This window comes from Streptomyces sp. PCS3-D2, from assembly GCF_000612545.2.
Lineage (GTDB): Bacteria > Actinomycetota > Actinomycetes > Streptomycetales > Streptomycetaceae > Streptomyces.
In genome coordinates this window covers 2,540,336-2,565,924 of sequence record NZ_CP097800.1, presented here as the reverse complement: position 1 = coordinate 2,565,924, position 25,589 = coordinate 2,540,336, and the positions used below count along the sequence as shown (strand labels likewise).

General features: G+C 72.2%; 18 protein-coding genes. 8 read left to right on the top strand and 10 right to left on the bottom strand.

Annotated features, from left to right (window positions below):
* Positions 1 to 6 precede the first annotated feature (6 nt).
* The 5 genes from AW27_RS10495 to fxsT all read left to right on the top strand — a co-directional run bounded on the left by AW27_RS10495 (position 7) and on the right by fxsT (position 9,767).
* Complete coding sequence (locus AW27_RS10495) at positions 7 to 3,321, top strand: SAV_2336 N-terminal domain-related protein (RefSeq protein WP_052030314.1); 3,315 nt, start codon at positions 7 to 9, stop codon at positions 3,319 to 3,321.
* A 100-nt stretch (positions 3,322 to 3,421) separates the two neighbouring features.
* A complete protein-coding gene (gene fxsA / locus AW27_RS10490; RefSeq protein ID WP_037919758.1) occupies positions 3,422 to 3,622 on the top strand; it encodes an FxSxx-COOH cyclophane-containing RiPP peptide in 201 nt (66 codons plus the stop codon).
* A 400-nt stretch (positions 3,623 to 4,022) separates the two neighbouring features.
* The gene (locus AW27_RS10485; protein WP_078556177.1) at positions 4,023 to 5,390 is read left to right on the top strand and encodes an FxsB family cyclophane-forming radical SAM/SPASM peptide maturase; all 1,368 of its coding nucleotides are present in this window, start codon (positions 4,023 to 4,025) and stop codon (positions 5,388 to 5,390) included.
* Positions 5,387 to 6,643 (top strand): HEXXH motif domain-containing protein, encoded by a 1,257-nt coding sequence (locus tag AW27_RS10480; protein ID WP_052030315.1) that lies wholly within the window; start codon positions 5,387 to 5,389, stop codon positions 6,641 to 6,643. Before AW27_RS10485 ends, AW27_RS10480 begins: the two co-directional genes overlap by 4 nt.
* 64 nt (positions 6,644 to 6,707) lie before the next feature.
* The gene (gene fxsT, locus AW27_RS10475) at positions 6,708 to 9,767 is read left to right on the top strand and encodes an FxSxx-COOH system tetratricopeptide repeat protein (protein WP_078556179.1); all 3,060 of its coding nucleotides are present in this window, start codon (positions 6,708 to 6,710) and stop codon (positions 9,765 to 9,767) included.
* Between the two features lie 970 nt (positions 9,768 to 10,737).
* On the opposite strand, the gene AW27_RS10465 is transcribed toward fxsT, so the two are convergent.
* The 4 genes from AW27_RS10465 to AW27_RS10450 form a co-directional block, all read right to left on the bottom strand.
* Positions 10,738 to 14,643, bottom strand: coding sequence for a multifunctional oxoglutarate decarboxylase/oxoglutarate dehydrogenase thiamine pyrophosphate-binding subunit/dihydrolipoyllysine-residue succinyltransferase subunit (locus AW27_RS10465; RefSeq protein WP_037920042.1), 3,906 nt, complete (start codon positions 14,641 to 14,643; stop codon positions 10,738 to 10,740).
* A gap of 270 nt (positions 14,644 to 14,913) precedes the next feature.
* Entirely contained in the window at positions 14,914 to 16,005 is a 1,092-nt protein-coding gene (locus AW27_RS10460; protein WP_370466470.1) for a HAMP domain-containing sensor histidine kinase, read from the bottom strand.
* On the bottom strand, positions 16,002 to 16,742 hold the full coding sequence (locus AW27_RS10455; RefSeq protein WP_037919764.1) for a response regulator transcription factor: 741 nt from the start codon (positions 16,740 to 16,742) through the stop codon (positions 16,002 to 16,004). The genes AW27_RS10460 and AW27_RS10455 overlap by 4 nt, the downstream gene beginning before the upstream one ends.
* Positions 16,743 to 16,951: 209 nt before the next feature.
* On the bottom strand, positions 16,952 to 17,509 hold the full coding sequence (locus AW27_RS10450) for a hypothetical protein (protein ID WP_157840204.1): 558 nt from the start codon (positions 17,507 to 17,509) through the stop codon (positions 16,952 to 16,954).
* An 18-nt stretch (positions 17,510 to 17,527) separates the two neighbouring features.
* Here AW27_RS10450 and AW27_RS10445 point away from each other — a divergent pair, with 18 nt between their 5' ends.
* The 3 genes from AW27_RS10445 to AW27_RS10435 all read left to right on the top strand — a co-directional run bounded on the left by AW27_RS10445 (position 17,528) and on the right by AW27_RS10435 (position 21,497).
* Positions 17,528 to 18,916, top strand: coding sequence for a glycosyltransferase family 39 protein (locus AW27_RS10445; protein WP_063890566.1), 1,389 nt, complete (start codon positions 17,528 to 17,530; stop codon positions 18,914 to 18,916).
* A 65-nt stretch (positions 18,917 to 18,981) separates the two neighbouring features.
* A complete protein-coding gene (locus AW27_RS10440; RefSeq protein WP_304949835.1) occupies positions 18,982 to 20,247 on the top strand; it encodes an IS701 family transposase in 1,266 nt (421 codons plus the stop codon).
* A gap of 266 nt (positions 20,248 to 20,513) precedes the next feature.
* Positions 20,514 to 21,497 (top strand): sulfurtransferase, encoded by a 984-nt coding sequence (locus AW27_RS10435; RefSeq protein ID WP_236647573.1) that lies wholly within the window; start codon positions 20,514 to 20,516, stop codon positions 21,495 to 21,497.
* Between the two features lie 302 nt (positions 21,498 to 21,799).
* Here AW27_RS10435 and AW27_RS10430 read toward each other — a convergent pair whose 3' ends face one another.
* From AW27_RS10430 to AW27_RS10405, 6 genes are all read right to left on the bottom strand, one after another.
* Entirely contained in the window at positions 21,800 to 22,258 is a 459-nt protein-coding gene (locus AW27_RS10430; RefSeq protein WP_037919768.1) for an NUDIX hydrolase, read from the bottom strand.
* A 13-nt stretch (positions 22,259 to 22,271) separates the two neighbouring features.
* The gene (locus tag AW27_RS10425; RefSeq protein ID WP_078556181.1) at positions 22,272 to 22,922 is read right to left on the bottom strand and encodes a class I SAM-dependent methyltransferase; all 651 of its coding nucleotides are present in this window, start codon (positions 22,920 to 22,922) and stop codon (positions 22,272 to 22,274) included.
* A 7-nt stretch (positions 22,923 to 22,929) separates the two neighbouring features.
* Positions 22,930 to 23,415, bottom strand: a complete 486-nt coding sequence (locus tag AW27_RS10420) for a phosphatase PAP2 family protein (protein ID WP_157840205.1) — start codon at positions 23,413 to 23,415, stop codon at positions 22,930 to 22,932.
* A gap of 200 nt (positions 23,416 to 23,615) precedes the next feature.
* Positions 23,616 to 23,861 carry an acyl carrier protein gene (locus tag AW27_RS10415; RefSeq protein ID WP_037919778.1) on the bottom strand — a complete coding sequence of 82 codons (246 nt, stop codon included), beginning with the start codon at positions 23,859 to 23,861 and terminating at the stop codon, positions 23,616 to 23,618.
* A gap of 39 nt (positions 23,862 to 23,900) precedes the next feature.
* Complete coding sequence (locus AW27_RS10410) at positions 23,901 to 24,689, bottom strand: ABC transporter permease (RefSeq protein ID WP_037919781.1); 789 nt, start codon at positions 24,687 to 24,689, stop codon at positions 23,901 to 23,903.
* Positions 24,673 to 25,587, bottom strand: a complete 915-nt coding sequence (locus tag AW27_RS10405) for an ABC transporter ATP-binding protein (RefSeq protein ID WP_037920050.1) — start codon at positions 25,585 to 25,587, stop codon at positions 24,673 to 24,675. The genes AW27_RS10410 and AW27_RS10405 overlap by 17 nt, the downstream gene beginning before the upstream one ends.
* Between the last annotated feature and the right edge of the window lie 2 nt (positions 25,588 to 25,589).

Sequence of the window (25,589 nt, the reverse complement as noted above, 5' to 3'; positions counted from 1 at the left end):
CCGGCCGTGCCCGAACCCGCCGTACCGCCCTGCCTCGCCGCGCCGCCGTCCGTCGCACCCGGCGTTCCGGAACTGGCCGCCCTGCTGCGGGCGGCCGGGCTCGATCCCTCCGCCGAGGAACTCGCCGACGCCCTCTGGCTCGCCGGGCACATCCGCGGTCCCGGACCGGACCTCCCGGGCACCCGGGGCCCGGGGCCAGAAGCGGAATCTGATGATCCGGTGGTGGAGCCCGTGGACCCCGCACGGGCGGAGGCGGATCCCGAGGACCCCGTGCGGCTCTACGCACCCGGGGCGCACCGCGCCGGCGAGGCCGGGGGCGAGCCGCCCGAGCCGTCGCCCGAGGAGTACGGAGTACCCGTACGCGTGCCCGGCGCCGCCGCCCTGCCCCGCATCCTCGACGTCCAGCGGGCCCTACGGGCCCTCCAGCGGCACCGACCGTCGGCCCCGCCCACCCGGCTGGTGATCGACGAGGGCGCCACCGCCGACGCCAGCGCCCGCGCCCTCGGCCTGCTCATCCCGGTGCTGCGGCCGGAGACCCGGCGGGAGGCAACCGTACGGCTCGTGATGGACGCCTCCCCCTCCATGGCGGTCTGGCAGGAGATGTTCGAGGAACTGCGCTCCGTCTGCGAGCGGTTGGGGGCCTTCCGAGACGTCCAGGTGCACTACCTGCACCGCCGGCAGGACGGCACGGCGGCGCTCGGACGCGGCCCCGGCCCCGGCTCCGCACTGCGCTCGGGTGACCAGCTGCGGGACCCGACCGGCCGGGCCCTGACCATGGTCGTCTCCGACTGCGCCGGGCCGCTGTGGCGCGAGGGCCAGGCCCAGCGGCTGCTGCACCGCTGGGCCGAGTGCACCCCGTGCATGGTGGTCCAGCCCCTGCCGCAGCGGTTGTGGGGGCGCAGCTGGCTGCCGACCGAGCGAGGCACCCTCGCCCGGCTGGAGGGTGCCGGACCGAAGCTGCGGTTCCGGCCGGACCGGCCGCCGCTGCCCGGCCGGCCCGCGGGCGGGATCGCCGTGCCGGTGCTGCCGCCGAGCCCGACCGCACTCGGGGCATGGGCCCGGCTCGTCGCCGGCCTCGGCACCGGACCGGTCGCCGCCGAGGTGGGCCGGGTACGGGCGGACCACCCGGCCGCGCCCGTCCCGCCACCGCCCGCCGCCCGCCCGCCGCGCGAACTCGTCGCACGGTTCCGCTCCTCGGCCGCGCCCCGCGCCGTACAACTGGCCGTGTACCTGTCGGCGGCCCCGCTGACGCTGCCCGTCATGCGCCTGGTGCAGCGCACGATGCTGCCGGACTCCGAGCCGTCGGACCTGGCGGAAGTACTGCTCAGCGGGCTGCTGAGGCGCAGCGCACCGGGCCCGGGACACTGGTACGAGTTCGTGCCCGGGGTACAGGACGTACTGCTGGGGCCGCTGGGCCGCGACGAGGCCGCGCTGGTCCTCAAACACTGCTCGGAGTACGTAGGGGCGCACTTCGGCGCCGGCGTGCGCAACTTCCCCGCCCTCGCGGTCGCACAGCTGACCGGCATGGCACCGCTGGTGGAGGCCGCCGAGCCGGACGACGGGGAACAGGACCCCGGGGGGCGGCTCCCGCAGGCCTTCGCACAGGTTTCGGCCAAAGTCGTACGGCGCTTCCTGCCCGGTGTACCGCAGGACGGGCAGCCGGTACGGGAGACCCGGGCGGCCCCCCTGCCCGCCCGGGCCGGGGCGGTGCGCGCCGCCCGGGACCGCCTCGCGGACGCGGACGCCGAAGGCGACGCGGGTCCGCGGGCCCTGCACGAGGCCGTGGCGGTCCTGCGGCGGGCGGTCACGGCCCCGGTCGGGCCCGCGGACCCGCCGGAGGAGGCCGAGACGGAGCTGGCGGGCGCGCTGCTGCGGTTGTGGGCGGCCGAACGCGACCCGGAACTCCTCGCCGAGGCCCAGCGGGCCGTGAGCGGGCTGCGGACCGCCGCCGCGTGGGCGGCGCGCGGGCGGGTGCTGTACGAGCGGGCGCTCGCCGCCGGCCCGGACCCCGAGCTGCTCGCCGCGGCGGACCGCGAGTTCGCGGCGGCGGCCGCATCTCCCACCGCCGCACCGGAACTGCGGCGGGACTGCGCGGTACGGCGGGCCGAGACCCTGATCCGGCTCGGCGGGCTGCGCGACGACACGGACGCGCTGCGCGCGGCCCGCGCGGCCCTGGCCCCCCTGGCGGGCTCCGTCCCCGGCGGGGAACCAGGGCAGGACACGGGACCGGCCCCGGAGGCTGCCTCCGCACCCCACCACGAGCTGCACCGGGCCCTCGGCCGGGTCCTGCTGGCGCTCCTGCCCCGCACCCCCGACCCGGCCGAGCGCACAGCCCTGGCCGAAGAGGCCGCCGGCCGGTTGGCGGCGGCCCTGAGCGCACCGCCGGCCGGATCCGGATCCGGGGCGGTGTCCCGGGCCGGATCCGGGCGGGTGCGGGTGGAACTGGCCGACGCGCTGCGGCACCTTCCGGCGCGGCTGGAGGAGGCCGCCGCGCAGCTGGCCACCGTTCTGGAGGAGACCGGCGGGGATCCGGAGCTGCGGGTGGCCGCCCTGCTGTGCCTGGCCCGGGTCCACCGCGAGCGGTACGCCCGCGACGCCGACCCGGTGGCGCTGGAGGACGCGGCCGAGGCCTACGGCCGCGCCCGCAGGCTCGCGCCCCGCGACGGGGAGGCCTTCCGGGACCTCCTTCCCGAGTGGGGCGACGTCCTGCTGGAACGCGCCCGCGGCGCCGGCGGCCGCCGCTTCACCGGGGCGGCCGTACGCGTCCTGCGCGAGAGCCGCGCGGCCGTCCCGCAGTCCGACCCGGGAGCCGCCCACCGGCTGGTGCGGCTGGCCACCGGGCTGCGGCTGCGCCACGCGTACGACAGGGACGCGGTGGACCTGCGGGAGGCGGAGTACCTGTTGGAACTGGCCGTCCGCAACAGCCGCGGCCCGCTCGAACGGGCCCGCGCCTGGCGGGACCACGCCGATGTGCAGCAGGAGATCCACGGCCACACACGGGCCGCGGACCGCCTCGACCGGGCCGCCGAGTCCTACCGGCTGGCCTGGCGGGCGGCCCTGGAGGCGGACCGCGAGGGCCGCGACGACCACGAGGGACGCGAGGAGCCCGACGGCCGGGCGGGCCGCGAGGACACCGCGCTGCGCCTGGCCGCCCGGGTGCAGGAGTCCCGCGGGGAGGTGCTGGAGCGGCTCGCCCGGCCCAGGGCGGCCCTGGAGGAGTACCGCTCGGCGCTACAGCTGTGGAAGCGGATCGGTGCCGACCCCGACGGGCGCTCCGAAGGGCTGCGCGCGCGGGTGCGGGCCCTGGAGGCGGGGCAGTGAGGGCCGCACCGCGGGTACGGCCCGCTGTTTCCGCCGACCGCCCCGGGGGAAAAGGCAGGGGACCGTCCGGAATGCGACGCGACATGGGGAGCGGCGGCACATGGTGACGAAACGTCAGGACGTGGTGCCGGCGGCCACCGGCACCGGCTGCCCCGGGCGGCTGCCGGACCTCTCCGGGCTCGACCTGGCCGCGCTGCGTGGGATCGACCATCCCGTACTGGCCGAGGTGATCGAAGGCCTGGTGGAACGCGTGGCCCACCCGGCCGAAATCCTCAACGCCTACGACTCCAGCGCTGCCTGACCCCCGCCGGTCCCCGGAAGCCCGCCCCGGCAGCACACCCGGCGCGATCCCGACGCCGATGGGGCGTCCGGCCCTCGTGCCCCGCCCGGCCGAGGTCCGCCCCCGGCCCCTCCCCTCCCGTGCCCCGCCCCGTGCCGCCTCCCGCACCAGGACCCGAACCCTGCGCCCCGCAGGCCCGGCCCGGCCCGAAGGCGTCGACGGCACCGGGCACGTCCCCACGCGGCGGCCCCGCTGCCGGACCGCCCCCTTCGGGCACGGGTTCGGGCCACGGACGCAGGTCCGAGAGCGGTCCGGTGCGGGCGAGTTGACCACTTTCCGCCGTTAGCCGGGACCGGCGGAAGGGCAGGGATGGACCGTCCGCCGGGGCGCCCCGGCGGTGGGGCGGGGAGGGAGCGCGGCGATGCGGCGAGCGATCACGAACGGCTCCCCGCCACCCGCGTCCGCCGGACCGGCCGGCCCCGCGCCGCACACCGCCCCGGGCCCCGTCCGGCCGGCGGCCGGCCCCGCGGCGCACGCGTCCCGGCACGCCCGCAACGCCCCCTGGCCCTACACCCGGCTCGACGTCGCCGCCGCGCGGGCGGCAGGCCACCCGGCCCGTCCCATCCGCCAGTTCGTGCTCAAGACCCGCAGCCGCTGCAACCTCGCCTGCACCTACTGCTACGTCTACGAGATGGCCGACCAGGGCTGGCGCGACCAGCCCGTCGCCATGGACCCGACCACCGCCGCCCGCGCCGCGCAGCGGATCGCCGAGCACGCCGCCGCCCACGACCTGCCCCGCGTCGACCTGGTCCTGCACGGCGGCGAACCCCTCCTCACGGCCCCCGCCGCACTGGCCGCGCCCGTGGAAGCCGTGCGCGCCGCCCTCGCCGCCACCACCCCCCGCACCCGGATCACCGCCACCGTCCAGACCAACGGCACCCTCCTCACCCGCGGCCGCCTCGCCGCCCTCGCCGCCGCCGGGATCCGCATCGGCGTCAGCCTCGACGGAGGGCTGCCCGCGCACAACACCCGCCGCGTCGACCACGGCGGCCGCCCCGGCTTCGGCGCCGCCGCCCGCGGCCTGCGCCTGCTCGCACGCCACCCCGACAGCTACGCCGGCGTGCTCTGCGTCGTCGACCTCGCCCACGACCCGGTGGAGACCTACGAATCCCTGCTCGCCTTCGCCCCGCCCACCGTCGGCCTGCTGCTCCCGCTCGCCAACTGGAGCGCCCCGCCGCCCCCGGGCCCAGACCGCCGGCCCGGCGGGAACCCGTACGCCGACTGGCTCCTCGCCGTCTTCGAACGCTGGTGGCGCGACGGAGCACGACGCACCCGCATCCGCCTCTTCGAAGAGATCATCGCCCTGCTGTTCGGACTGCCCGCCACCACCGAGACCCTCGGGCTCGCGCCCGCCGCCACCGCCGTCATCGAGACCGACGGTTCCATCGAACAGGCCGACTCGCTGAAATCCGCGTACGAGGGGGCCACGGCCACCGGCATGGCCCTCGACACCCACAGCTTCGACCAACTCCTCGACCACCCCGGGTTCGCCGCCCGCCAGCTCGGACGGGACGCCCTCGCCGCCGGATGCCGCACCTGCGAACTCGTCGAGGTCTGCGGCGGCGGCCACTACCCGCACCGCTACCGCGCCGGCGAGGGCTTCCGGCAGCCGTCCGTCTACTGCGCCGACCTCCAGGTCCTCATCCGGCACATCGCCGCCGCCGTCCAGCACGCCGCCGGCGGCCCGCGCCGCGCCACCGCCGCCCGCCCCCCGGCGGCCGCCTCATGACCGCCGCCCTCACCGCCTTCAGCGTGTCCTCCCACACCCTGCGCGCCCTCGCCTCCACCGAGCCCTCCCCGGAAGGCACCCGCCTGGTCCGCGACGTACGCCGCTCCAAACGCCTGGTCCTGCTCCGCGCCGTCCTCGACGCAGCCCCCGGCGGCAGCGCCGGCCAGGCCGCCGAGCACTGGGCCCTGCTGGAGGAGGCCGAACGCCGCGCCCCCGCCGCCGTACGCGACGTACTGCACTACCCCGCCACCGGTGTCTGGGCCGAGGAGACCCTGCGCAGGCTGCACACCCCCTTCGGCCCGCCGCCCGACCTCGCCCACCTCGGCGCCCTCGCCGCGGCCGCCGCCCTGCGCGCGGGGATCCCCTTCACCCACACCCTTCGGCCCGTGCACGGCCGCCTCGTCCTGCCCACGCTCGGCCTGCTGCGCCCGGACCGCCCCGGCCCGCTCGTGCTCACCGAACGCTCCTGGGACCCCGACGACCCCGCCACACTGCCCCTGCACGCACTGCCCGGAGGCCGCACCGCCCTCGACGACCTCGACCCCTACCGGGCCCCCTGCCCCGCACGGCCCGCACCCCTGCGCCCCGCCCGCCGCCTCACCGCCAAGGGCCACAAACGGTGGGACACCCAGTGGTCCGGCGCGCTCACCCTGCTCCAGCGCTACGACACCGTCCGCGCGGAGGAGACCGTACAACTGCTGCGCTCCCTCGTACCGCTGGCCGGCGGGTCCCGCTCCAGCGGCGCCACCCTGCCCGCGGCCGCCGGATCCGTGCTCGCCCGCGCACAGGCCCCGCCCGCTCTCGCCGCGACCCTCGTCCACGAGGTGCAGCACGGCAAACTGACCGCCCTCGCCGACGTCCTGACCCTGCACACCGCCGACGCCGCGCCCCGCCACTGGGCCCCCTGGCGCAGCGACCCCCGCCCCCTGGAGGGACTCCTGCACGGCACCTACGCCCACCTGGCGCTGGCCGGGTACTGGCAGCGCGCCGCGCTCTACGGAGCCCGCGGCGCCTGGGCCCAGCACGCCCGCATCCGCGCCCAGGTCGCCGCCGTCCTCCCCGCCCTGCGCGCACACGACCGACTGACCACGGCGGGACGGGAGTTCACCGACGCCATGGCCGCCGCCGAACGGGCCATGGACGAGCTCCCGCCCCCCGGCGACCAGCACGCCGCGGCCCGTCGTACCGTCGACCGCGAACGCCGCGCCTGGTGCGAGGAACACCCCGAACTCGCCCCGTTCGCCAAGGTCTGACGGGCCGTCCGCTGCGGTACCTTTTCAGTCCCGTCCACCGCCCGCAGCCCAGGGAGACGGCCGCATGACCACCGGTAGCCGGCAGGACCGCGAATCGGCGCAACAGCCTCCCCAACCGCAACAGCCCCAGCAGCCTCTCCTGCCGCAGCAACCCCAGCGGCCCCAGCGCTTCGTCATCAGCTTCGCGGGCTTCAACCGCCCCTGGGCCGTGTGGATCGCCCACCGCCTGGAGGAACACGGCCACCGCGTCGCCCTCCAGCGCTGGGACCCGCAGAACAGCCCCGGCCTCACCCAGGCCCTGGACGACCTCGCCCGCTCCGGCAGCCGCGTCCTCCTCGTCCTCAGCGAACGCTACTTCTCCGCCGGCACCCACACCGACGACGAGTGGAACACCGCCCTGCGCGCGGTCACCGACGCCCACCCGGACCGATTCGCCGCCGTCTGCCTCACCGACGCGCCCCTGCCCAGCGCCGTCGCCGTACTGGAGAAGACCGACCTGTGGGGCCTCGACGCCTACGAGGCCGAATACCGCGTACTGCGCCGACTCGAACTGCCCACCGACCGCATCGGCACCGAAACCGGCCGCCGCGGCCCCCGCTTCCCCAACGACCCGCCCGAGATCTGGGGCCGCGTCCCGCGCCGCAACCCCCGCTTCACCGGCCGCAACGACGTCATCGGCACCCTGCGCCAGGCCCTCGCCGAAGCACCGCCCGGCGCGTCCACCGTCACCCTCCTCGGCCTCTCCGGCGTCGGCAAGACCCAGGTCGCCACCGAATACGCCTACCGCTTCGCCTCCGAGTACGACGTCGTGTGGTGGGTCCCCGCCGAGGACCGCCCCACCCTGCGCGAACGCCTCGCCGAACTCGCCCCCGCCCTCGGCCTCCCCCGAGGCGCCGGCAGCTACGGCGAGCAGATCAGGGCCGTCCTCGAAGCGCTGCGCCGCGGAACCCCGTTCAGCCGGTGGCTGATGGTCTTCGACGGCTGCGACAACCCCGACGACCTCATCGACCTGCTCCCCTCGGGCGGCTCCGGCGACGTCATCATCACCTCCCGCAACCGCGAATGGGCCGCCCGGCACACCAGCCTCGTCGAGGTCCCCCTCTACGCCCGCCCCGAATCGATCACCTTCATCCGCCGCCGCGCCCTGCGCCTCACCGCCGACGAGGCCGACCAGCTCGCCGAGGCCCTGGAGGACTACCCGCTCGCCCTCGACCAGACCGCAGGCTGGCTCGCCGACTCCCCGCTGCCCGTCGGCGACTACCTCGCCCTCCTCCAGCGCCGGATGGACTCCCGCGAGGCCGTCACCGTCTCCGAGGACTACCCGCTGCCCTTCCCCACCGCCCTCGCCATACTCCTCAACAACGTCCGGGAGAACTTCCCCGACGCCCTCGCCCTGCTGCGGCTGTTCGTGTTCTTCGCCCCCGGCCCGGTCCCCCTGCGCCTGCTGCGCGAATTCCCCGCCGACGACGTGCCCGAACAGCTCGCCGGCCTCATCAACGACCAGATCCGGTGGAACGGCGCGCTCAACAAGCTCGTCCAGTTCTCCGTCGTACGACTGGAGTACTCCGACCTCCCCGTGGAGGAGGGCGGCGGCGGGCTGGAGACCGTACAGCTCCACCGCATGGTCCACGGCATCGTCCGCGAGGACCTCTCCGAGGAGGAGGCCGAGCCACTCGCCCGGGCGGTCCGCCAGGTCCTCGCCGCCGCCGACCCCGGCCGGCCCTCCGACTCCCGGCTCTGGCCCCGCTACGCCGAACTCGTCCCCCACCTCCTCCCCTCCGGCGCCATCACCAGCAGCAACCCGCGGATCCAGAACTTCCTGCTGCACTGCCTGCGCTACCTGATCCTCGCCGGCGAATACCGCACCTGCCTGCACCTGTGCGAGGAGACCGACCAGATCTGGCGGGCCAGGCTCGGCGAGGACCACCCCAAGGTCCGAGAGCTCAGCTACCAGTACGGCAACTCCCTGCGCAACCTCGGCCTGTTCCGCCGCGCCGAGACCCTCACCCGGGCCGTCGCCGACCGGCTCACCGGCGAACGCGGCGACCAGGACCTGGAGAGCCTGCGCGCCACCAGCGCCTACGGCGGCGTCCTACTCTGCATCGCCAAGTTCGAACCCGCCCGCGAGATCTTCGAGCACTGCCTCGCCACCTACCGCGAACTGCTCGGCGAGGACGACTCCATCACCCTCGACGCCCAGAACAACCTCGCCGCCACCTACCGGCTGCTCGGCCGCTACCAGGACGCCTACGACCTCGACCTGGACACCCTGCGCCGCCGCGAACGCGTCCTGATGCCCCTGCACATCTCCACCCTCGCCTCCGGCATCGCGTGCGCCATGGGACTCCGGCTCATGGGCCGCTACCGAGAGGCCCAGACCCGGCAGGAACAGGGCGTCAAACTCAACACCCAGGTACTCGGACTCGGCCACCCCCAGACCCTGCGCGCCGAACACAACCTCGGCCTGTGCCTGCGCCGCTCCGGCGACATCCCGGGGGCCGGCCTGCGCCTGCGCACCGTCTGGGAACGCGCGACCCGCGTCTTCGGCGTCGACTACCCGTGGACGCTGATGGTCGCCTCCGACTACGCCACCTACCTCAGGGAGTACGGCGACATCGGCGAGGCCCGCCGGATCTCCGAGGACGTGGTCCGCGGCTACCAGTCGCAGCTCGGCCTCGCCCACCCGTACAGCATCGGCACGGTCGGCAACCTCGGCCTGGTCCTGCGCGCCCAGGGCGAACGCGCCGAGGGCCTCTCCCTGGCCGAGCAGGCGCTGGTCGGCATGCGCGGCGCACTCGGCAGCCGGCACCCCTGGACCCTCGGCTGCGCCCTCAACGCCACCGGACACCGCAACATCAACGGCCGACTGGAGGACGCCCTGGACCTGAGCCGGGAAACCCTGCGCACGGCCGAGCGGGTCCTGGGCCCCGAGCACCCGATGACCCTGAGCGCTCAGATCGCCCTGGCCGCTGACCTGCGGTCCGTACGCGAGGACACGGAGGCCGGCACACACGAGGACGCGGGCATCAAGGGCCTGACCCGCACCCTGGGCGCCCAACACGTCCATACGGTCTCGGCGAAACAACGCTCCAGACCGTACTGGGACTTCGAGCCACAGCCGTAAGGGCGGTACGGGGCGCCGACGCGGGCGGGGGAGGGGCGGGTACGCGTGCCTGCGTACTCGGCGCCCCCACCCCCCGGCCCCACCACCCGAGCCGGTGGTTGCCCACCCGCCCTCTGGGGAGCGGGGCGCGAGGCGCCGCCCCGCCGTGCTGCGAACGGTGCAGGCGAACTCCGCACGGGTGTGCCACATCGCGGCACACCGGCTGCGGTGGGCGGTGTTTCGCCGGGGCGGTGGTCAGGGATGTTCGGGAGCCCGTCCGTCCCCTCGTCTGTCCGGTTCGTGCCGGCCGGTCAGGTGTGGTGACCCGGGGGGAAGGTCGGCTGACTCGATGTTGTCGACCGCAGTGGAGAATTCGCGGCCGGACGGCCCCCGGACATAGGCCAGGTCCACCCAGAGGGGATGGACCGAGTCCGAGACGTCCTCGCTGATCACAGCCATGAGCTCGCCCTCGATCCCGGACGTGACATCGCGTACACGGCGGCGCAGCAGGGGGTGAGGAAGGTACTCGTACCGTTCAGTCATCGGATGATTCCTCAAGGGAGGCAACGAAGCGCTCCCAGCCGGCGCGAGCACGGTCGAGGAGCTCCGGGCTGATGGCCGGCACCTGGCCTGGGCTGGACGAGGGTGAGGCTGCTGGGGGATCGCTTGTCATGTCGGAGACTTCCGGAATCCGGGCCCTATCGGTTTCCCTGTGCGCACAAAAAGAAGGCCGTCTCTTTCCGTAAGCATGCGAACGCGCACGGTAGTTGCCGATCCGGCAGGCGGAGGCCGCGAAGCGGTCGACCGTGGGCGCGCCGTTCTTGGCGCACCTGGCGCACCTGGCGCACCTGGCGCGCATGCTGGCGACGGCGGGCGCGACCCGGGCCCGGGTGAACGGGATCGCTCGTCGCAGGGGGGGAGACGCCTTGGCGCGGGGAATGCCGGAAGGCCCGGCCCCTTGCGGGGCCGGGCCTTCCTGGTGCTGCGGGGATTACGCGTCGAAGACCTCGTTCAGCAGGAGCTGCTGCTCCGCCTGGTGGCGCTTCGCGGAGCCCACCGCCGGCGACGAGCCGTGCGGGCGCGAGATGCGCCGCAGGCGTTCGCCCGCCGGGACGTCCGCGCCGACCGCCAGGTCGAGGTGGTCGATCAGGTTCAGCGCGATGAACGGCCACGCACCCTGGTTCGCCGGCTCCTCCTGGGCCCAGATGTACTTCGCCGCGTTCGGGAACTTGGCGATCTCGGCCTGGAGCTCGGCACCCGGCAGCGGGTACAGGCGCTCGATGCGGATGATCGCCGTGTCCGTGATGCCGCGCTTCTCGCGCTCGGCCTCCAGGTCGTAGTAGACCTTGCCGGCGCAGAAGACGACCTTGCGGACCGCGTTCGCGTCCACGGTGGAGTCACCGATGACCGGACGGAACGAACCGCTCGTGAACTCCTCCGCCTTCGACGCCGCGGCCTTCAGGCGGAGCATCGACTTCGGGGTGAAGACGACCAGCGGCTTGTGGGCCGGGTTGTGCACCTGCCAGCGCAGCAGGTGGAAGTAGTTCGACGGCAGGGTCGGCATCGCGACCGTCATGTTGTTCTGCGCGCACAGCTGGAGGAAGCGCTCCGGGCGGGCGGACGAGTGGTCCGGGCCCTGGCCCTCGTAGCCGTGGGGGAGCAGGAGGGTGACGCCGGAGGTCTGGCCCCACTTCTGCTCGGCCGAGGAGATGAACTCGTCGACGACGGTCTGGGCGCCGTTGACGAAGTCACCGAACTGGGCCTCCCACAGCACCAGCGCGTCCGGACGGGCCAGCGAGTAGCCGTACTCGAAGCCCATGGCCGCGTACTCGGAGAGCAGCGAGTCATAGACGTTGTAGCGGGCCTGGTCGTCCGAGAGATACAGCAGCGGGGTGTAGTCCTCGCCCGTCTCGCGGTCGATGAGCACCGCGTGGCGCTGGCCGAAGGTGCCGCGGCGGGAGTCCTGGCCGGACAGCCGGACCGGGGTGCCCTCCATCAGCAGCGAGCCGAAGGCGAGGGTTTCGCCCATGCCCCAGTCGATGGTGCCCTCGTCGATCATCGCCGCGCGGCGCTGGAGCTGCGGCAGCAGACGCGGGTGGACGGTGACGCCCTCGGGGATGGAGACCTGGGACTCGGCGATCCGCTTGACGACGTCCTGGGAGATCGCGGTGTTCACCGAGACCGGGAAGTCGGCCTGGTCCGGCGTCGGCGCCGCGGAGACGGCGGGCTGCGTGGCGGCCTCGCGGACCTCCGCGAAGACCTTCTCCAGCTGGCCCTGGAAGTCCTGGAGCGCCTGCTCGGCCTCTTCCAGGGTGATGTCGCCGCGACCGATGAGCGACTCGGTGTAGAGCTTGCGCACCGAGCGCTTCTTGTCGATCAGGTCGTACATCAGCGGCTGCGTGAAGGCCGGGTTGTCGGACTCGTTGTGGCCACGGCGGCGGTAGCAGATGAGGTCGATGACCACGTCCTTGTTGAACGCCTGGCGGAACTCGAAGGCGAGCCGTGCGACGCGGACGACGGCCTCCGGGTCGTCGCCGTTCACGTGGAAGATCGGCGCCTCGATCATGCGGGCCACGTCGGTCGCGTACATGGAGGAACGCGAGGACTCCGGGGCGGCGGTGAAGCCGACCTGGTTGTTGATGACCACGTGCACGGTGCCGCCGGTGCGGTAGCCGCGCAGCTGCGACATGTTCAGCGTCTCGGCGACGACACCCTGGCCGGCGAAGGCCGCGTCCCCGTGGAGCGCGAGCGGGAGGACCGTGAAGTCCGTGCCGCCCTTGTTGATGACGTCCTGCTTGGCGCGGGCGACACCCTCCAGAACCGGGTCGACCGCCTCCAGGTGCGAGGGGTTCGCGACGAGCGAGACCTTGATCTGCTCGCCGTCGAGGCCGGTGAAGGTGCCCTCGGCGCCGAGGTGGTACTTGACGTCGCCGGAGCCGTGCATGGACTTCGGGTCGAGGTTGCCCTCGAACTCGCGGAAGATCTGCGCGTACGACTTGCCGACGATGTTCGCCAGGACGTTCAGGCGGCCGCGGTGGGCCATGCCGATGACGACTTCTTCGAGCCGGGCCTCGGCGGCCGAGTCGATGACGGCGTCGAGCAGCGGGATGACGGACTCGCCGCCCTCCAGGGAGAAGCGCTTCTGGCCGACGTACTTCGTCTGCAGGAAGGTTTCGAAGGCCTCGGCGGCGTTCAGGCGGCGCAGGATGCGCAGCTGCTCCTCGCGCTCCGGCTTGGTGTGCGGCCGCTCGATGCGGTCCTGGATCCAGCGGCGCTGCTTCGGGTCCTGGATGTGCATGAACTCGACGCCGGTGGTGCGGCAGTACGAGTCGCGCAGCACGCCGAGGATGTCGCGCAGCTTCATCATGGACTTGCCGGAGAAGCCGCCGACGGCGAACTCGCGCTCCAGGTCCCACAGGGTGAGGCCGTGCTCGGTGATGTCGAGGTCGGGGTGCTTGCGCTGCTTGTACTCCAGCGGGTCGGTGTCGGCCATGACGTGGCCGCGGACCCGGTAGGAGTGGATCAGCTCGAAGACCCGGGCGGCCTTCGTGACGTCGTCGTCGTGGCTGGCGTCGATGTCGCGGTTCCAGCGGACCGGCTCGTACGGGATCCGCAGCGACTCGAAGACGGAGTCGTAGAAGCCGTCCTCGCCGAGGAGCAGGTTCGCGACGATGCGCAGGAACTCGCCGGAGGCCGCGCCCTGGATGACCCGGTGGTCGTAGGTCGAGGTCAGGGTCATGACCTTGGAGATGCCCAGCTTGTTCAGGGTGTCCTGCGAGGTGCCCTGGAACTCGGCGGGGTAGTCCATGGAACCGACGCCCATGATGACCGACTGTCCGGGCATCAGACGGGGCACGGAGTGGACGGTGCCCAGGCCGCCGGGGTTGGTGAGGGAGCAGGTCACGCCGGTGAAGTCGTCCATCGTCAGCTTGCCGACGCGGGCGCGGCGGACGATGTCCTCGTAGGCCTGCCAGAACTCGAAGAAGTTGAGGGTCTCGGCCTTCTTGATGCCGGCGACGACGAGCTGGCGGTCGCCGTTGGGCTTCACCAGGTCGATGGCGAGGCCGAAGTTCACGTGGTCGGGCTTGACCAGGGTCGGCTTGCCGTCCTTCTCCGCGAAGGAGTAGTTCATCGACGGCATGGCCTTGATGGCCTGGACCATGGCGTAGCCGATGAGGTGCGTGAAGGAGATCTTCCCGCCCCGGGCCCGCTTCAGGTGGTTGTTGATGACGATGCGGTTGTCGAACAGCAGCTTCACCGGGACGGCGCGGACGGAGGTGGCCGTCGGGACGTCGAGGGAGGCGTTCATGTTCTTGGCCACGGCTGCCGCCGGGCCGCGGAGCGTCACCAGCTCGGGGCCCGCGGGGGCCTCGGTGGCGGGCGCGGCGCCAGCCGCTCCGGTGGAGCCGGTGCTCGCAACGGGGGGCGCGGCCTTCTGAGGCGCTACGGGGGCGGGCGCGGCCGGTGCGGCGGCCGGGGCCTGGGAGGTGACAGTCACAGCAGGGGCACCAGAGGGGATGGCAGGAGCAGGGGCAGGAGCTGACACGGGCGGAGGAGTCGGCGTCGCCGTGCGCGCGGGCGCGGCGTCCGCCGCCCCCGTGGCGGCGTCGGCGACCTGCGGGGCCCGGGCGACGGCGGTGGCGGCCTGTGCGGAGGCGCCGTCCGTCGGCGTGGACTTGTCGGGACCGGCCGACGTCACCGGAGCGGCAGCGCCCCCCGGCTTGTAGTCGGCGAAGAAGTCCCACCAGGCCCGGTCGACCGACTGCGGGTCCTGGAGGTACTGCTGATAGATCTCGTCGACGAGCCACTCATTCGCGCCGAAGCCTGAGGCAGGGTTCTTCCCGCCCTCTGCTGCTTCGGTCGTGGTGCTCGAGTTACTGGGGGACTGTGGCGACACGGCGGCAACCGCCCTCTTCCGCTTCACAAGGTATGGACAGCGGGAATAAAGGCTACGCCTCCTCGGCCGCTGCATGCAGGCCGGGCGGGACTTACGTCATGCAGGTCACATCGAACGGCGGGTTTCGTGACGTGGAATGGCGGGAAACCAGCCTGGTTCGGGTAGGAGGCAGCCAGGTTGCGGCCTCTTGGCTTCGCACCCCTGACGGACCCCGGGTACGTGTGGCCGAGATCATGTCCTTTCCAGTCGAACCCTACGTCAACACGGGACCTATGAGCTGCCCGGAAGCGTGACGAGGATGCGGCAGCCCCGAGACGATTCGGCCACCCCGATCCGCCCGCCGTGCAGCTCCACGGCCCAGCGGGCGATCGCCAGGCCCAGACCGGTGCCGCCGTCGCCGCTGCGGGCGCTGCCCCGGTTGAACCGCTCGAAGACCCGGTGGCGCTCGGCCTCCGGGATCCCGGGCCCCTCGTCGCGGACCTCCAGCGCCAGGCTGTCCGGCGGCTCCCCGGCCCGGGCCCGGACGGTGACCCGGCCGTGCGGCGGGCTGTGCTTGACCGCGTTGTCGATCAGGTTGGCCACCACTTGGTGCAGCCGCTCGGCGTCGGCGTACGCGCACAGGTCGGGCGGGAAGACGTCCAGGTGGAGGTGGACGTCGTTGCGGGTGTGCCCACCGGAACCGGAGAGCAGCCCCGGCCGGCCGGCGGCCGCCAGCCCCGACTCCTTCAGCACCCCGGACAGGTACGGCCACACCTCGAAGCGGCGGGCCCGCAGTGGCACCACCCCGTTGTCCACCCGGGACAGGTCCAGCAGGGTCTCCACGAGCCGGCCGAGGCGCTCGGTCTGCTTCAGCATGGTGCGCATGGTCTCCGGGTCGGCGGCGGAGACCCCGTCGACGACGTTCTCCAGCACCGCGCGCAGCGCGGCGATCGGTGTGCGCAGCTCGTGCGAGACGTTGGCGACGAGTTCCTTGCGGTGCCGGTCCACGGCCTCCAGGTCGTCCGCCATCAGGTTGATGGTGGAGGCCAGGTCGCCCAGCTCGTCGCGGCGTCCGGCGCCTCGCACCCGCCGGGTGAAGTCGCCGTGGGATATCGCCCGGGCCACCGTCGTCATGTCGTCCAGCGGCGCCGTGAGGCTGTGCGCGACGAACTGCGTGATCAGCATCGAGGCGATCACCGAGAAGACGGTGATGAACCGCAGCTCGGTGTCGGTGCGCAGGGCCACCAGCAGCAGGCCGGTGGTGATGAAGACCGAGACCACCACGAGCGTGCCGAGCTTGGTCTTGATCGAGAACGGCGAGAAGGGCCGCAGCCCGCCGGTGTGCCGCCGGCGCCGCGGTGGTCCCTCGGCCCGGCCGTTCACGGCTGGGCCGGGGTCTCCAGGGCGTACCCGACGCCGTGGACCGTACGGATCCGCTCGGCGCCGATCTTGCGCCGCAGGGCCTTGATGTGGCTGTCGACGGTCCGGGTGCCCGAGGCATCGGCCCAGTCCCAGACCTCGGCCAGCAACTGCTCCCGGGACAGCACCGCCCGCGGAGTCCCGGCCAGGCACACCAGCAGGTCGAACTCGGTCGGGGTCAGGTGGACGTCCTCGGTCTGCACCCGCACCCGGCGCTGCGCGTGGTCGATCTCCAGGTCGCCCAGGCGCAGGGTGGCGCCGCGCGGGGTGTGGGCGGCGATCGTGGCCCGCTCCACCCGCCGCAGCAGCACATGGACGCGCGCGGCCAGCTCGCGCATGGAGAAGGGCTTCGTCATGTAGTCGTCGGCGCCGACTCCCAGCCCGACCAGCAGGTCGGTCTCGTCGTCCCGGGCGGTGAGCATCAGCACCGGGACCGGGCGCTGCGCCTGGACCCGGCGGCAGACCTCCAGCCCGTCGAAGCCGGGCAGCATGACGTCGAGGACCAGCAGCTCGGGCAGCCAGCTCTCCGCCGCGGCGACGGCCGCCGGGCCGTCGGCGGCCGTCTGCACCTGGAAACCCTCGGCGCGCAGCCGGGCCGAGATGGCCTCCGCGATGGTGCGGTCGTCCTCGACGACGAGCACACGCCGCTGGGCACCGGGTGTTGCCGCGGCGCCGGTGTGGGTGGTGTGTGTCTGTTCCATGTCCGCCCCTGAAGATCCCGCTGAATGGGGTGCAGCGTAGAGGAGGCTCCGGCCTGCGGCTACGTGGGGTTCGGTCACGGCATATGCGGTGGACCTGAGTAAATGGAATGGGTTGTACCGGGTGTGCGCCCCGCCACGGGACCGGATTCCGGCGGGCGGGCAGCGGTGCGCCCGGCCGCGCGGACTCCCGGTCCGGCCGCCGCGGGAACTCAGTCCCGGGTGAACGGCGGCAGCGCCTCCGCCACCTTCGTCAGGGCCGGCGGCAGGGACCCCTGGTCGCCCGCGACCTCGTACCCGCCGTGCACGAAGGCGTAGAAGAAGCCGTCGTAGACCGTGGGGCCGCCCGTGGCGATCCTGGGCTGACGGGCGAAGTCCGCCTCCCGGAGCGCGGTGCGCAGCGCCGCCAGCTCCGGCTCCGACAGCCTTCCGGTGCCTTCCGGCTTCGCCTTCGCGTCCAGCCGGGACCAGGACCCGTCACCCTTCACGATGAGCGTGTGGGTCTCGCCCGCGAAGCCCCCGCTGCGGGTGACCCGGACCAGGGTCTCGCCGGGGGCGGGCACCGCACTCGCGCCGGGGCTCGCGCCTGTGTCGGGGGCCGCGCCCGTGCTCGTACGCGCGCCGGCGCTCGCGCCCGCCCCCGTGGAGCCCTGCGGCGGCGCGTCGTCGCCACCACCGGAATCGGACGGTCCGCACCCCGCCAGGACCACCCCACCCAGAAGCACCGCCGCCACTGCCCGGAACGCGCGCACACCCACCTCCGCAGACACTCGGGTCCACCCCCGAGTATGGAGTCCGCACCCTCGATCCGACAGCTTCAGGAGGCCGCCATCCGACGCATCGCGCCATGGCGGACGCTCCCGCCGCTGCTCGCCGCGGCCCTCGGCCTCTGGGGCCTGGAGCGGGGCGGCAGCATGTGGCGCGACGAGTCCGTCACCTGGCAGGTGGCGCACCGCGCGCCCGGCGCGATCCTCGATCTCCTCGGCCGGGTCGACGCCGTGCACGGCCTGTACTACGTCCTCATGCACGGAGTGTTCCAGGTCTGGGACGGCGGCCTGTGGGCACTGCGGCTGCCCTCCGTCGCCGCCACCGCCCTCGCCGCCGCGGGCGTGGCCGCCGTCGCGCACCGGCTCGTGGGGGAGCGGGCCGCGCTCCTCGCCGGCTGCGTGTACGCCGTCCTCCCGCCCGTCCAGGCGTACGCGCAGGAGGGCCGCTCGTACGCACTCGTCGCGGCCGCCGTGGTGTGGTCCACGTACCTGATGCTCCGCGAACGCTGGGTCGCCTACAGCGCCGTCCTGCTGATCGGCTGCTGGCTGCACGAGTTCGCCGCGCTGGCGCTGCTCGCCCACGCCTTCACCGCCCGCCACGCGCGCGGATGGCGGTGGAGCGCCGCGACCGTCGCGGCCCTGCTGCTGCCGCTCGCCGTGGTCAGCGTGCGCCAGGCGCCGCAGCAGCTCGGCTGGCTCGGCCGGCCGAGCTGGCAGGACTGGGCCGCTTACGCCGTGGTGGGCGCCGCCTCCCTGCTCCTCGCGCGGGGCGCCCCCAAGGACCTCGTACGGGTCGCCCTGCCCCTGGTCCTGCTCCCGCCCGGACTGCTCATGGCGGTCTCGCTGGTCAAACCCTGGTATGTCGACCGGTACGTGCTCTACGCGCTGGCCGGGCCCGCCCTACTGGCCGGCGCCCGGCTCGCCGCCGCCCGCGGATGGTGGCCGTGGGTGCTGGCCGGCGCCCTGCTCGTGCCGTTCGGCGTCTGGTCGGTGTGGCTGCGCACCCCGGAGAGCCGCAAGGACGACGTCCTCGCGGTGGCCGCCGAGGTGCGGGAGCGGGCCCGCCCGGGGGACACGGTGGTGTTCATGCCCTCCCGCCGGCGCGAGTGGCTGCTGTCCTCGCCCGACGTCTACGCGGGCCTGCGCGACGCCGCCCTCGCCGCCGGCCCGGCCGCCTCGCACAGCCTCCAGGGCACCGAGCTGCCCCCGGAAGACATCCGCGCCGCCCTCCTCGCCTCGCCCCGGGTGATCGCCCTGCAGGACCCGGTGGGCCAGCCCCTGGACCCGTACCCGCGCGAGGAGGCCAAGCGGGAGGTGCTGGCCGGAAGCTTCGACCTCTGCTCGGTCACCGACGTGCGGGGCGCTCGGATCGCCGTCTACGCCCGGCCGGGCGGCTGCGCGGGAGCCTAGTAGGGCTTGGTCAGGTTCAGTCTTTGGTGGCGTGTCCAGTTGAGTGGCTGTGTCGTTGATCGGGTGTGACGCCTGAGGACTTGGCCGCGGTGCGGTGTGATCTGGAGGATTTCGCGGCGGAGGTTTTCGAGCCGTTCGCGCGGAATGATCAGCGTCGGTGGGGGCGGGTCTACCTGCGTGGGCTGCTGACCGACGGGCAGCGCAAGTCGGTCGAGCCGATGGCCGCCCGGCTGGGCGAGGACGGGAACCGTCAGGCCCTGGCCCACTTCATCACCACCAGTCCGTGGGATCCGGCGCATGTGCGGGCCCGGCTGGCCTGGAGGATGGAAAGGGCGATCCGGCCCACCGTGCTGGTCTTCGACGACACCGGGTTCCTCAAGGACGGCAATGCCTCGGCGTGTGTGTCGCGGCAGTACACCGGCACCGCGGGCAAGGTCACCAACTGCCAGGTGGGCGTCTCCCTGCACATGGCTTCGGATCATGCCTCGGCGGCGGTCGACTGGCGGCTGTTCCTGCCCGAGACCTGGGCGCCCGGGTCGGTGAAGGCGGATCCGGACAAGGTCGCCCGCCGCACCGCCTGCGGTATCCCCGACGACATCGGGCATGTGGAGAAATGGCAGCTGGCCCTGGACATGCTGGATGAGACCCGCTCGTGGGGCATCGAGGTGCCGCTGGCCATTGCGGACGCCGGATACGGCGACGCCGCGGCCTTCCGGCACGGCCTGCAGGCCCGCGGCCTCAACTACGTCGTGGGCATCTCCACCACCCTCTCGGCCCAGCCCGGCCCCGCGGTGCCGGTCGCCGAGCCGTACTCCGGGACCGGGCGCCCGCCGGTGGCGAAGTACCCCGACAAGCCGCAGTCGGTGAAACAGCTGGTCATCGCGGCCGGCCGGAAGGCGGCGAAGCCGGTGCAGTGGCGTGAGGGATCCCGGCCCGGCACGGGCCGCAGCGGCTTCAAGCGGATGTACTCGCGGTTCGTGGCCTTGCGGATCCGGCCTGCCGGACGCGAGGTCCGCCAGACTGTTGACGGACCGGAACTGCCGGAGTGCTGGCTCCTGGCCGAGTGGCCAGCAGGCCAGGCCGAGCCGGTCCAGTTCTGGCTCTCCGACCTGCCCGCCGACACCCCGCTGACCACCCTGGTCCGCCTGGCCAAGCTCCGCTGGCGCATCGAACACGACTACCGCGAGATGAAGCAGGCCCTGGGCCTGGCCCACTTCGAGGGCCGCACCTGGAACGGCTGGCACCACCACGTCACCCTCGTCTCCGTCGCGCACGCCTTCTGCACCCTGCAACGACTGGCCAGAGCCCCAAAAGACACGGCGCTGGCCTGACCCTCTACCGGATCATCCGCGAGCTACAAACCCTTCTCGCGACATGGAACGGCGCCTGCCCCACCTGTCACCGCGACATACCCACCCCAATACGGACCTGACCAAGCACTACTAGTGCCGTGGCCGGAAGGGGGTGCCGGCTCCCCGCCCGGGCCGCCGCCCGGGGCGGTTGAAGGCCCGGCGGGGGCGCGCCGCAGGATGGGGCCGACCGCGTCGTACCGCTGGCGGGCCGTGACACCGCCCGCGAGCCTCCAGGAGGTGCCGCCATGCCCATGCCCATGCCCCTGCCCGAGCCCGGCCGTCCCCTGCCCGAGCCCGGCCGTCCCGAGCCCGAGCCCGGCCGTCCCGAGCCCGACCGCGCGGGGTGCGGACCTGTCCGGTCCGGCCGGCCGGGGTCCCGCGAGCCCGGGCCCGCGCACCCGGGACCGCTGGTCGGCGCCGACTGGCTCGCGGCCCGGCTGGGCGCCCCCGGACTGGTCGTCCTCGACGCCTCCGTCGGCGTCCACCGCGCCGCCGGACGTCGCATTCCGGGCGCCCGCCCCTTCGACCTGGACGGCCACCTCTCCGACCACGCGGCCCCCGTCCCGCACACCATGCCCGGCCCCGCCGCCTTCACCGAGGCGATGCGCTCCCTCGGCCTCCACGACACCGACACCGTCGTCGTCTACGACGGCGCCGGCCTCTACTCCAGCGCCCGCGCCTGGTGGATGCTGCGCGCCACGGGCTTCGACCGGGCCGCCGTCCTGGACGGCGGCCTGCCCGCCTGGACGGCGGCCGGACTGCCCGTCGAGACCACCGGCCCGCGGTACGAGGGCCCGCGCGGCTCCTTCACCGCCCGGCCCCGTCCGGGGCTGCTGATCGACGCCGAGGCCGTCGCCGCGGCCCTGGTCGACCCGGACTCGGCCGTACTGGACGCCCGTACCCGCGAGCGTTTCGAGGGCACCGCCCCCGAACCCCGTCCGGGCCTGCGCGGCGGCCACATGCCGGGCGCCGTCAGCCTCCCGTTCGGCCAACTCCAGCGCCCCGACGGCCTGATGCGCCCGCCCGGGGAACTGCGCGCGGCCTTCGGGGCGGCCGCGGGCGGCCGCGAACGCCTCCGCTTCAGCTGTGGCTCCGGGGTGACCGCGTGTGTCCTGGCCCTGGGCGCCGACCTCGCCGGCTACCGGGACCTGGCGGTGTACGACGGCTCCTGGAGCGAGTGGGGCCTGCCCTCGCCGTCCCGTCCGGTGGCCACCGGCCCCGGCCGGTGACGGCAGGGGCCTGCCGCCCGCCGCCGGGACCGCCCGGGAGGCCGCCGTGTGTCCGATCCCGATTGTTGCTGCATCGGGATCCGGCTCTGAGCTGCGGGATGAAGAAACGTGTTGGTCAGTGCGGCCCAGATCTGCGCAGGTTGACTTTGCATTTTCGGGTTGATTGCCACTTCAGATGTGGACTCCGTCGATGGCCAGAGAGCGTTGCGTCGAACGGCTGGCGGCCGACCCCTGGCCTCGCGAGGTCCGCCGAGGAGACGCAGGTGGTTCTCGACATCGCAGCCCGGCGGCGAGCGGTTCCGTCAGACGTGTGTGGCCTCGAAGAGTGAGAGGACCTCCGTTCCTTCATGGACGCGGAGCGTCACGGAAGCCCTGGCTGTGAGGGCGTCTTCAAGGCGCGGTCGATAGAGGGGGTGCAGTCGCGTGAGAGCATCCTCCACGTCCGCCCACTCGGCGGCACTGGATTCCGCTGTTGGGCGAGGTTCCCCCGACACGGCTGTGGCGATGAAGATGCCTGCGAGGATGCCCCGGCTCGGATGCTGGTAGACGCCCACCAGGCCGTGGACTTTGACGTGGACCCCGGTCTCCTCGTAAGTCTCGCGAGTGGCGGCATCATGGAATGCCTCGCCCGGATCCACCAAGCCGCCGGGCAGCTCCCAGCGTTCCGGGGAGCGGCGGCGCGCAATAAGGACACGTCCCACGTCGTTGAACGTAACGCAGGTGGCCCCCAGGGCGTATCTTCTCGGTGGCTGAGAGATCATGTGTGTCCGGCTGCTAATCACTTCCCAGCCCTGCCTTCATGTTGTGAAAGACCAGAAGATATCTCCAGAAGAGGAGGCGTCGAATCCGCCTGCCTGGAAGATATTCAGCACTGTCTTCTCGGATCTCCGCAAGCGACATCGAAGGGGGCGCCACAGGTGCTGAAGGAGACTGCGTGCCCCGATCGGCACGGCTTCCTGACCAGCTCTCTCGGAAGAACACCGCAGCACGCCAAATAGCGTTCACAGGTACGACCAGAAGGCTTACGGTGTGGTCCCATAGTGTTGCTTCTCGGTAGCAGCCGAGGATCACCAAGACGCCGTTCGCGGTGAGCGATGCGCGCAGCTTCTGCACTGTCTCAAAGGGGGCGTGATGGATGCTGGCCAAGCACGCGATGTAGTCGTACGTGTCCGGCGTCAAGGTTAGGCGTGTGATATCTGCCCGCTGGAAGCGGATCTGCCTGGGGAGAGCGAGAGTAGAATTCTTCTCTCGTGCGGCGGTGACGACGTGATTATCTACGTCAATGGCATCTACTTCGATTCCTCGAACCGCTAGTTTTTGTGCGAACCTCCCTGTGCCGCAGCCCACCTCAAGGGCCCTTCGGCATGATTCGGGGAGTTCACGAAGTAACAGGTCATGGTAATGATCGTTGTGGTTGAACGGCACGGCGTCATCATGACACGGGCTCGTCCAGGGAGTCCGACCCTGCTTGACAGGCCTCGCGTTGCAAGCGGCTGACTGACTGGCGGTGCAGCACGAGGGCGGCGACGGCCAGCCAGCCGGCGCCCAAGAGTTGCCCAGCGAGCACATCGACACTGAAGTGCGCACCGAGAAGGACCCTGCTCCACGCGACGAGTTCGGCGCTCACCCCAGCAAGGAACAGCATCAGTGCGGAGACGGCCCGCGGCATCTGGGAACTGAAGTAGAGCGCGGCCAGCAGGAATCCGGTCGTCACACCGACCGCGTGTCCGCTGGGGAAACTGAAGCCGTCGGCTTGAATCGAGGCACAATCCAAGGACGGACGCTGTCGTTCAACCCATCCCTTGATCAGGTTGCAGCTCACTGTGGCGGCGTACGGAATGACCAAAAGGACTGCGGCAGCTGTGATGTTCCGCCGGATCAGCGCGAAGCACGCGGATCCGGCGGCAATGATGGTCACGGGCCACGGGTTGCCCCATGAGGTCAGTGCCTCGAGAAGCCGGGCACTGGACGCGCTGCTGCTCCTCCAGGCGCAGAGCATCTCGCTCAGCCGTTCGTCCCACCGGAAGGTGACGAGGACGAGTAACAGACCGGCGTGGGCCGCTGCCCACCACGCGAACCAGGCCAGTGACCGAGGCCGGTCGCCCGAGTGGTTTCGGATCACGCGGGGCTGGTGGACTTCGAAATGTGGTCCAGCAGCCCGCGGGGCGTACGGATCGTCCGCAGGGTGCTGTCCTCTATCTGGCAGTCGAACTCGTCCTCGATACGGCTGATGATCTCAATCTGGTTGAGGGAGTCGATGTCCAGATCGCCGAAGGTGACGTCCAGCTGTTCCTGGGAGAAGGCGTTCCCGGTGATGTCCTCGATCAGGGGTGCGAGGACTGCGAGGAACTGTTGCTCGGTCATGGATGTGTTTCCCTTCGTGATGAGTGATCGATGGTTGCGTCACGAGGCGCGGCGCCCATAGCGGGCACGCCAGTGCATACGTGTGCTGGTCAGGCCCCACACCGCGCCGGCGAAGATGGCAAGAATCGCCATGTCAGCAAGGGCCCGGGAGGCGTCGGGTGCCGTTAAGGAGTGACGCAGGCTGTCGGCCGCGTAGACCGCCGGGTTGAGGTTGCCGATCCAGATCAGTGCGTCGGGCAGCAGTTCTGGTGGGACTGCCACCGGGCCTGCGGCCATCATGAGGAGCGTGGTGGCCAGGCTGAGAGAGGAAGCCTGTTCGATGGTTCCGGATCTGCTGCCGATGAAGGCCCCCAGTCCGGCTGAAGGGAGCAGGGCGAGCAGGAGGCACAGCGGGGCGAGTGGCGAGAACGTGAGCGGGACGTCGAGTAGGGCCGAGCCGAGCAGCAGGGTGACCGCGATGGCAGGCAGCGACAGGATGGAGAAGGCTGCGAGTGTGGCAAAGATGAGAGCCTCGCGACGGACAGGCAGCGCGGCATAGTACTCGAAGGCGCCGTTTCCGCGCATGAACGCGAAGTTGCTGGCGATTTTGTTTTGAGTCTCGAACAGGATCGCCATGGTGACACTGCCGGTCAGGACATATTCGGTCGCGGCGTGGCCAGAGTTCCGGGCGAAGAGCCCCAAGGCGGCGATGCTGACCAAAGGGGCAAGCACACCAGTTAGCACCATCTGAGGCCAGGACCACCGCCAGTTGGTGAGCTGAATCCTGAACAGGTCCCAGACCTGCCCAAGGAAGCTCAGTCCGAGCTTTTTGTCATGCGTAGCTGACATACACGTCTTCCAGTGTCGCTGTGTGCATTGTGAACTCGGGGAACTGGGTGAGGTCCACGTCCTTGGTCAGGTGCGGCAGATCGGCGGAGTCGACCAGGGCAACGACCTTGCCGCGGTGCTCGGACTGCACCCGGACATAGTCAGGCAGCCCGTGCACTTGTGCGTCGCCCAGCGTGATCGACAGGCGTACCTGGGAATGGAGCGAGGACTTCAGCTCGGCCGGAGCGCCCAGCGCGACGAGCCGACCTTCCTTGAGGATTCCGACCCGCTCGATCACCTGTTCCGCTTCGATGGCGTTGTGGGTGATGAGGATTATTGTGTGACCATCACGTTGGTTCAGTTCCCTGAAAAGCTGCCATACCTGGCGGCGCCGAGACGGGTCCAACTCGTTGGTGGGCTCATCCAAGATGAGCACCGGCGGTGATCCGACCAAGGTCACCGCGATCTGCAGTAGTCGGCGTTCTCCGCCGGAGAGCTGTCGGGCGACCTTGCCGGCCAGGTGGGTCAGGCCGAGCAATTCCAACAGGGCGTCACGCTCCCGGCGGGCCGCCTTGGCGGCGACACCGCGGAGGTGTGCACTGAAGTAGACCGCCTCTTTGACGGTCAGGCTGTTCAGGGCGAAGGCAGTCTGGGGCATGTAGCCAACCGTGGCCGCCGTGAAACGAGGATGGGTAAAGACATCGCGCCCCAGCAGTCTCACCGTCCCCCCGTCCGGTCGCACCAGTCCGATCATCTGCTTGATCAGGGTTGTCTTTCCCGCACCGTTGCTGCCCAGAAGCCCGAAGAATTCGCCCTGCTTGATGTGAAAAGAGATCTCGCCATTGGCCGGCCTAGGGGATCCGTCGAACTGCTTGTGCAGGCCCTCGACCTCATATGCGTAAGGAAGGTTCTCCGGCACGA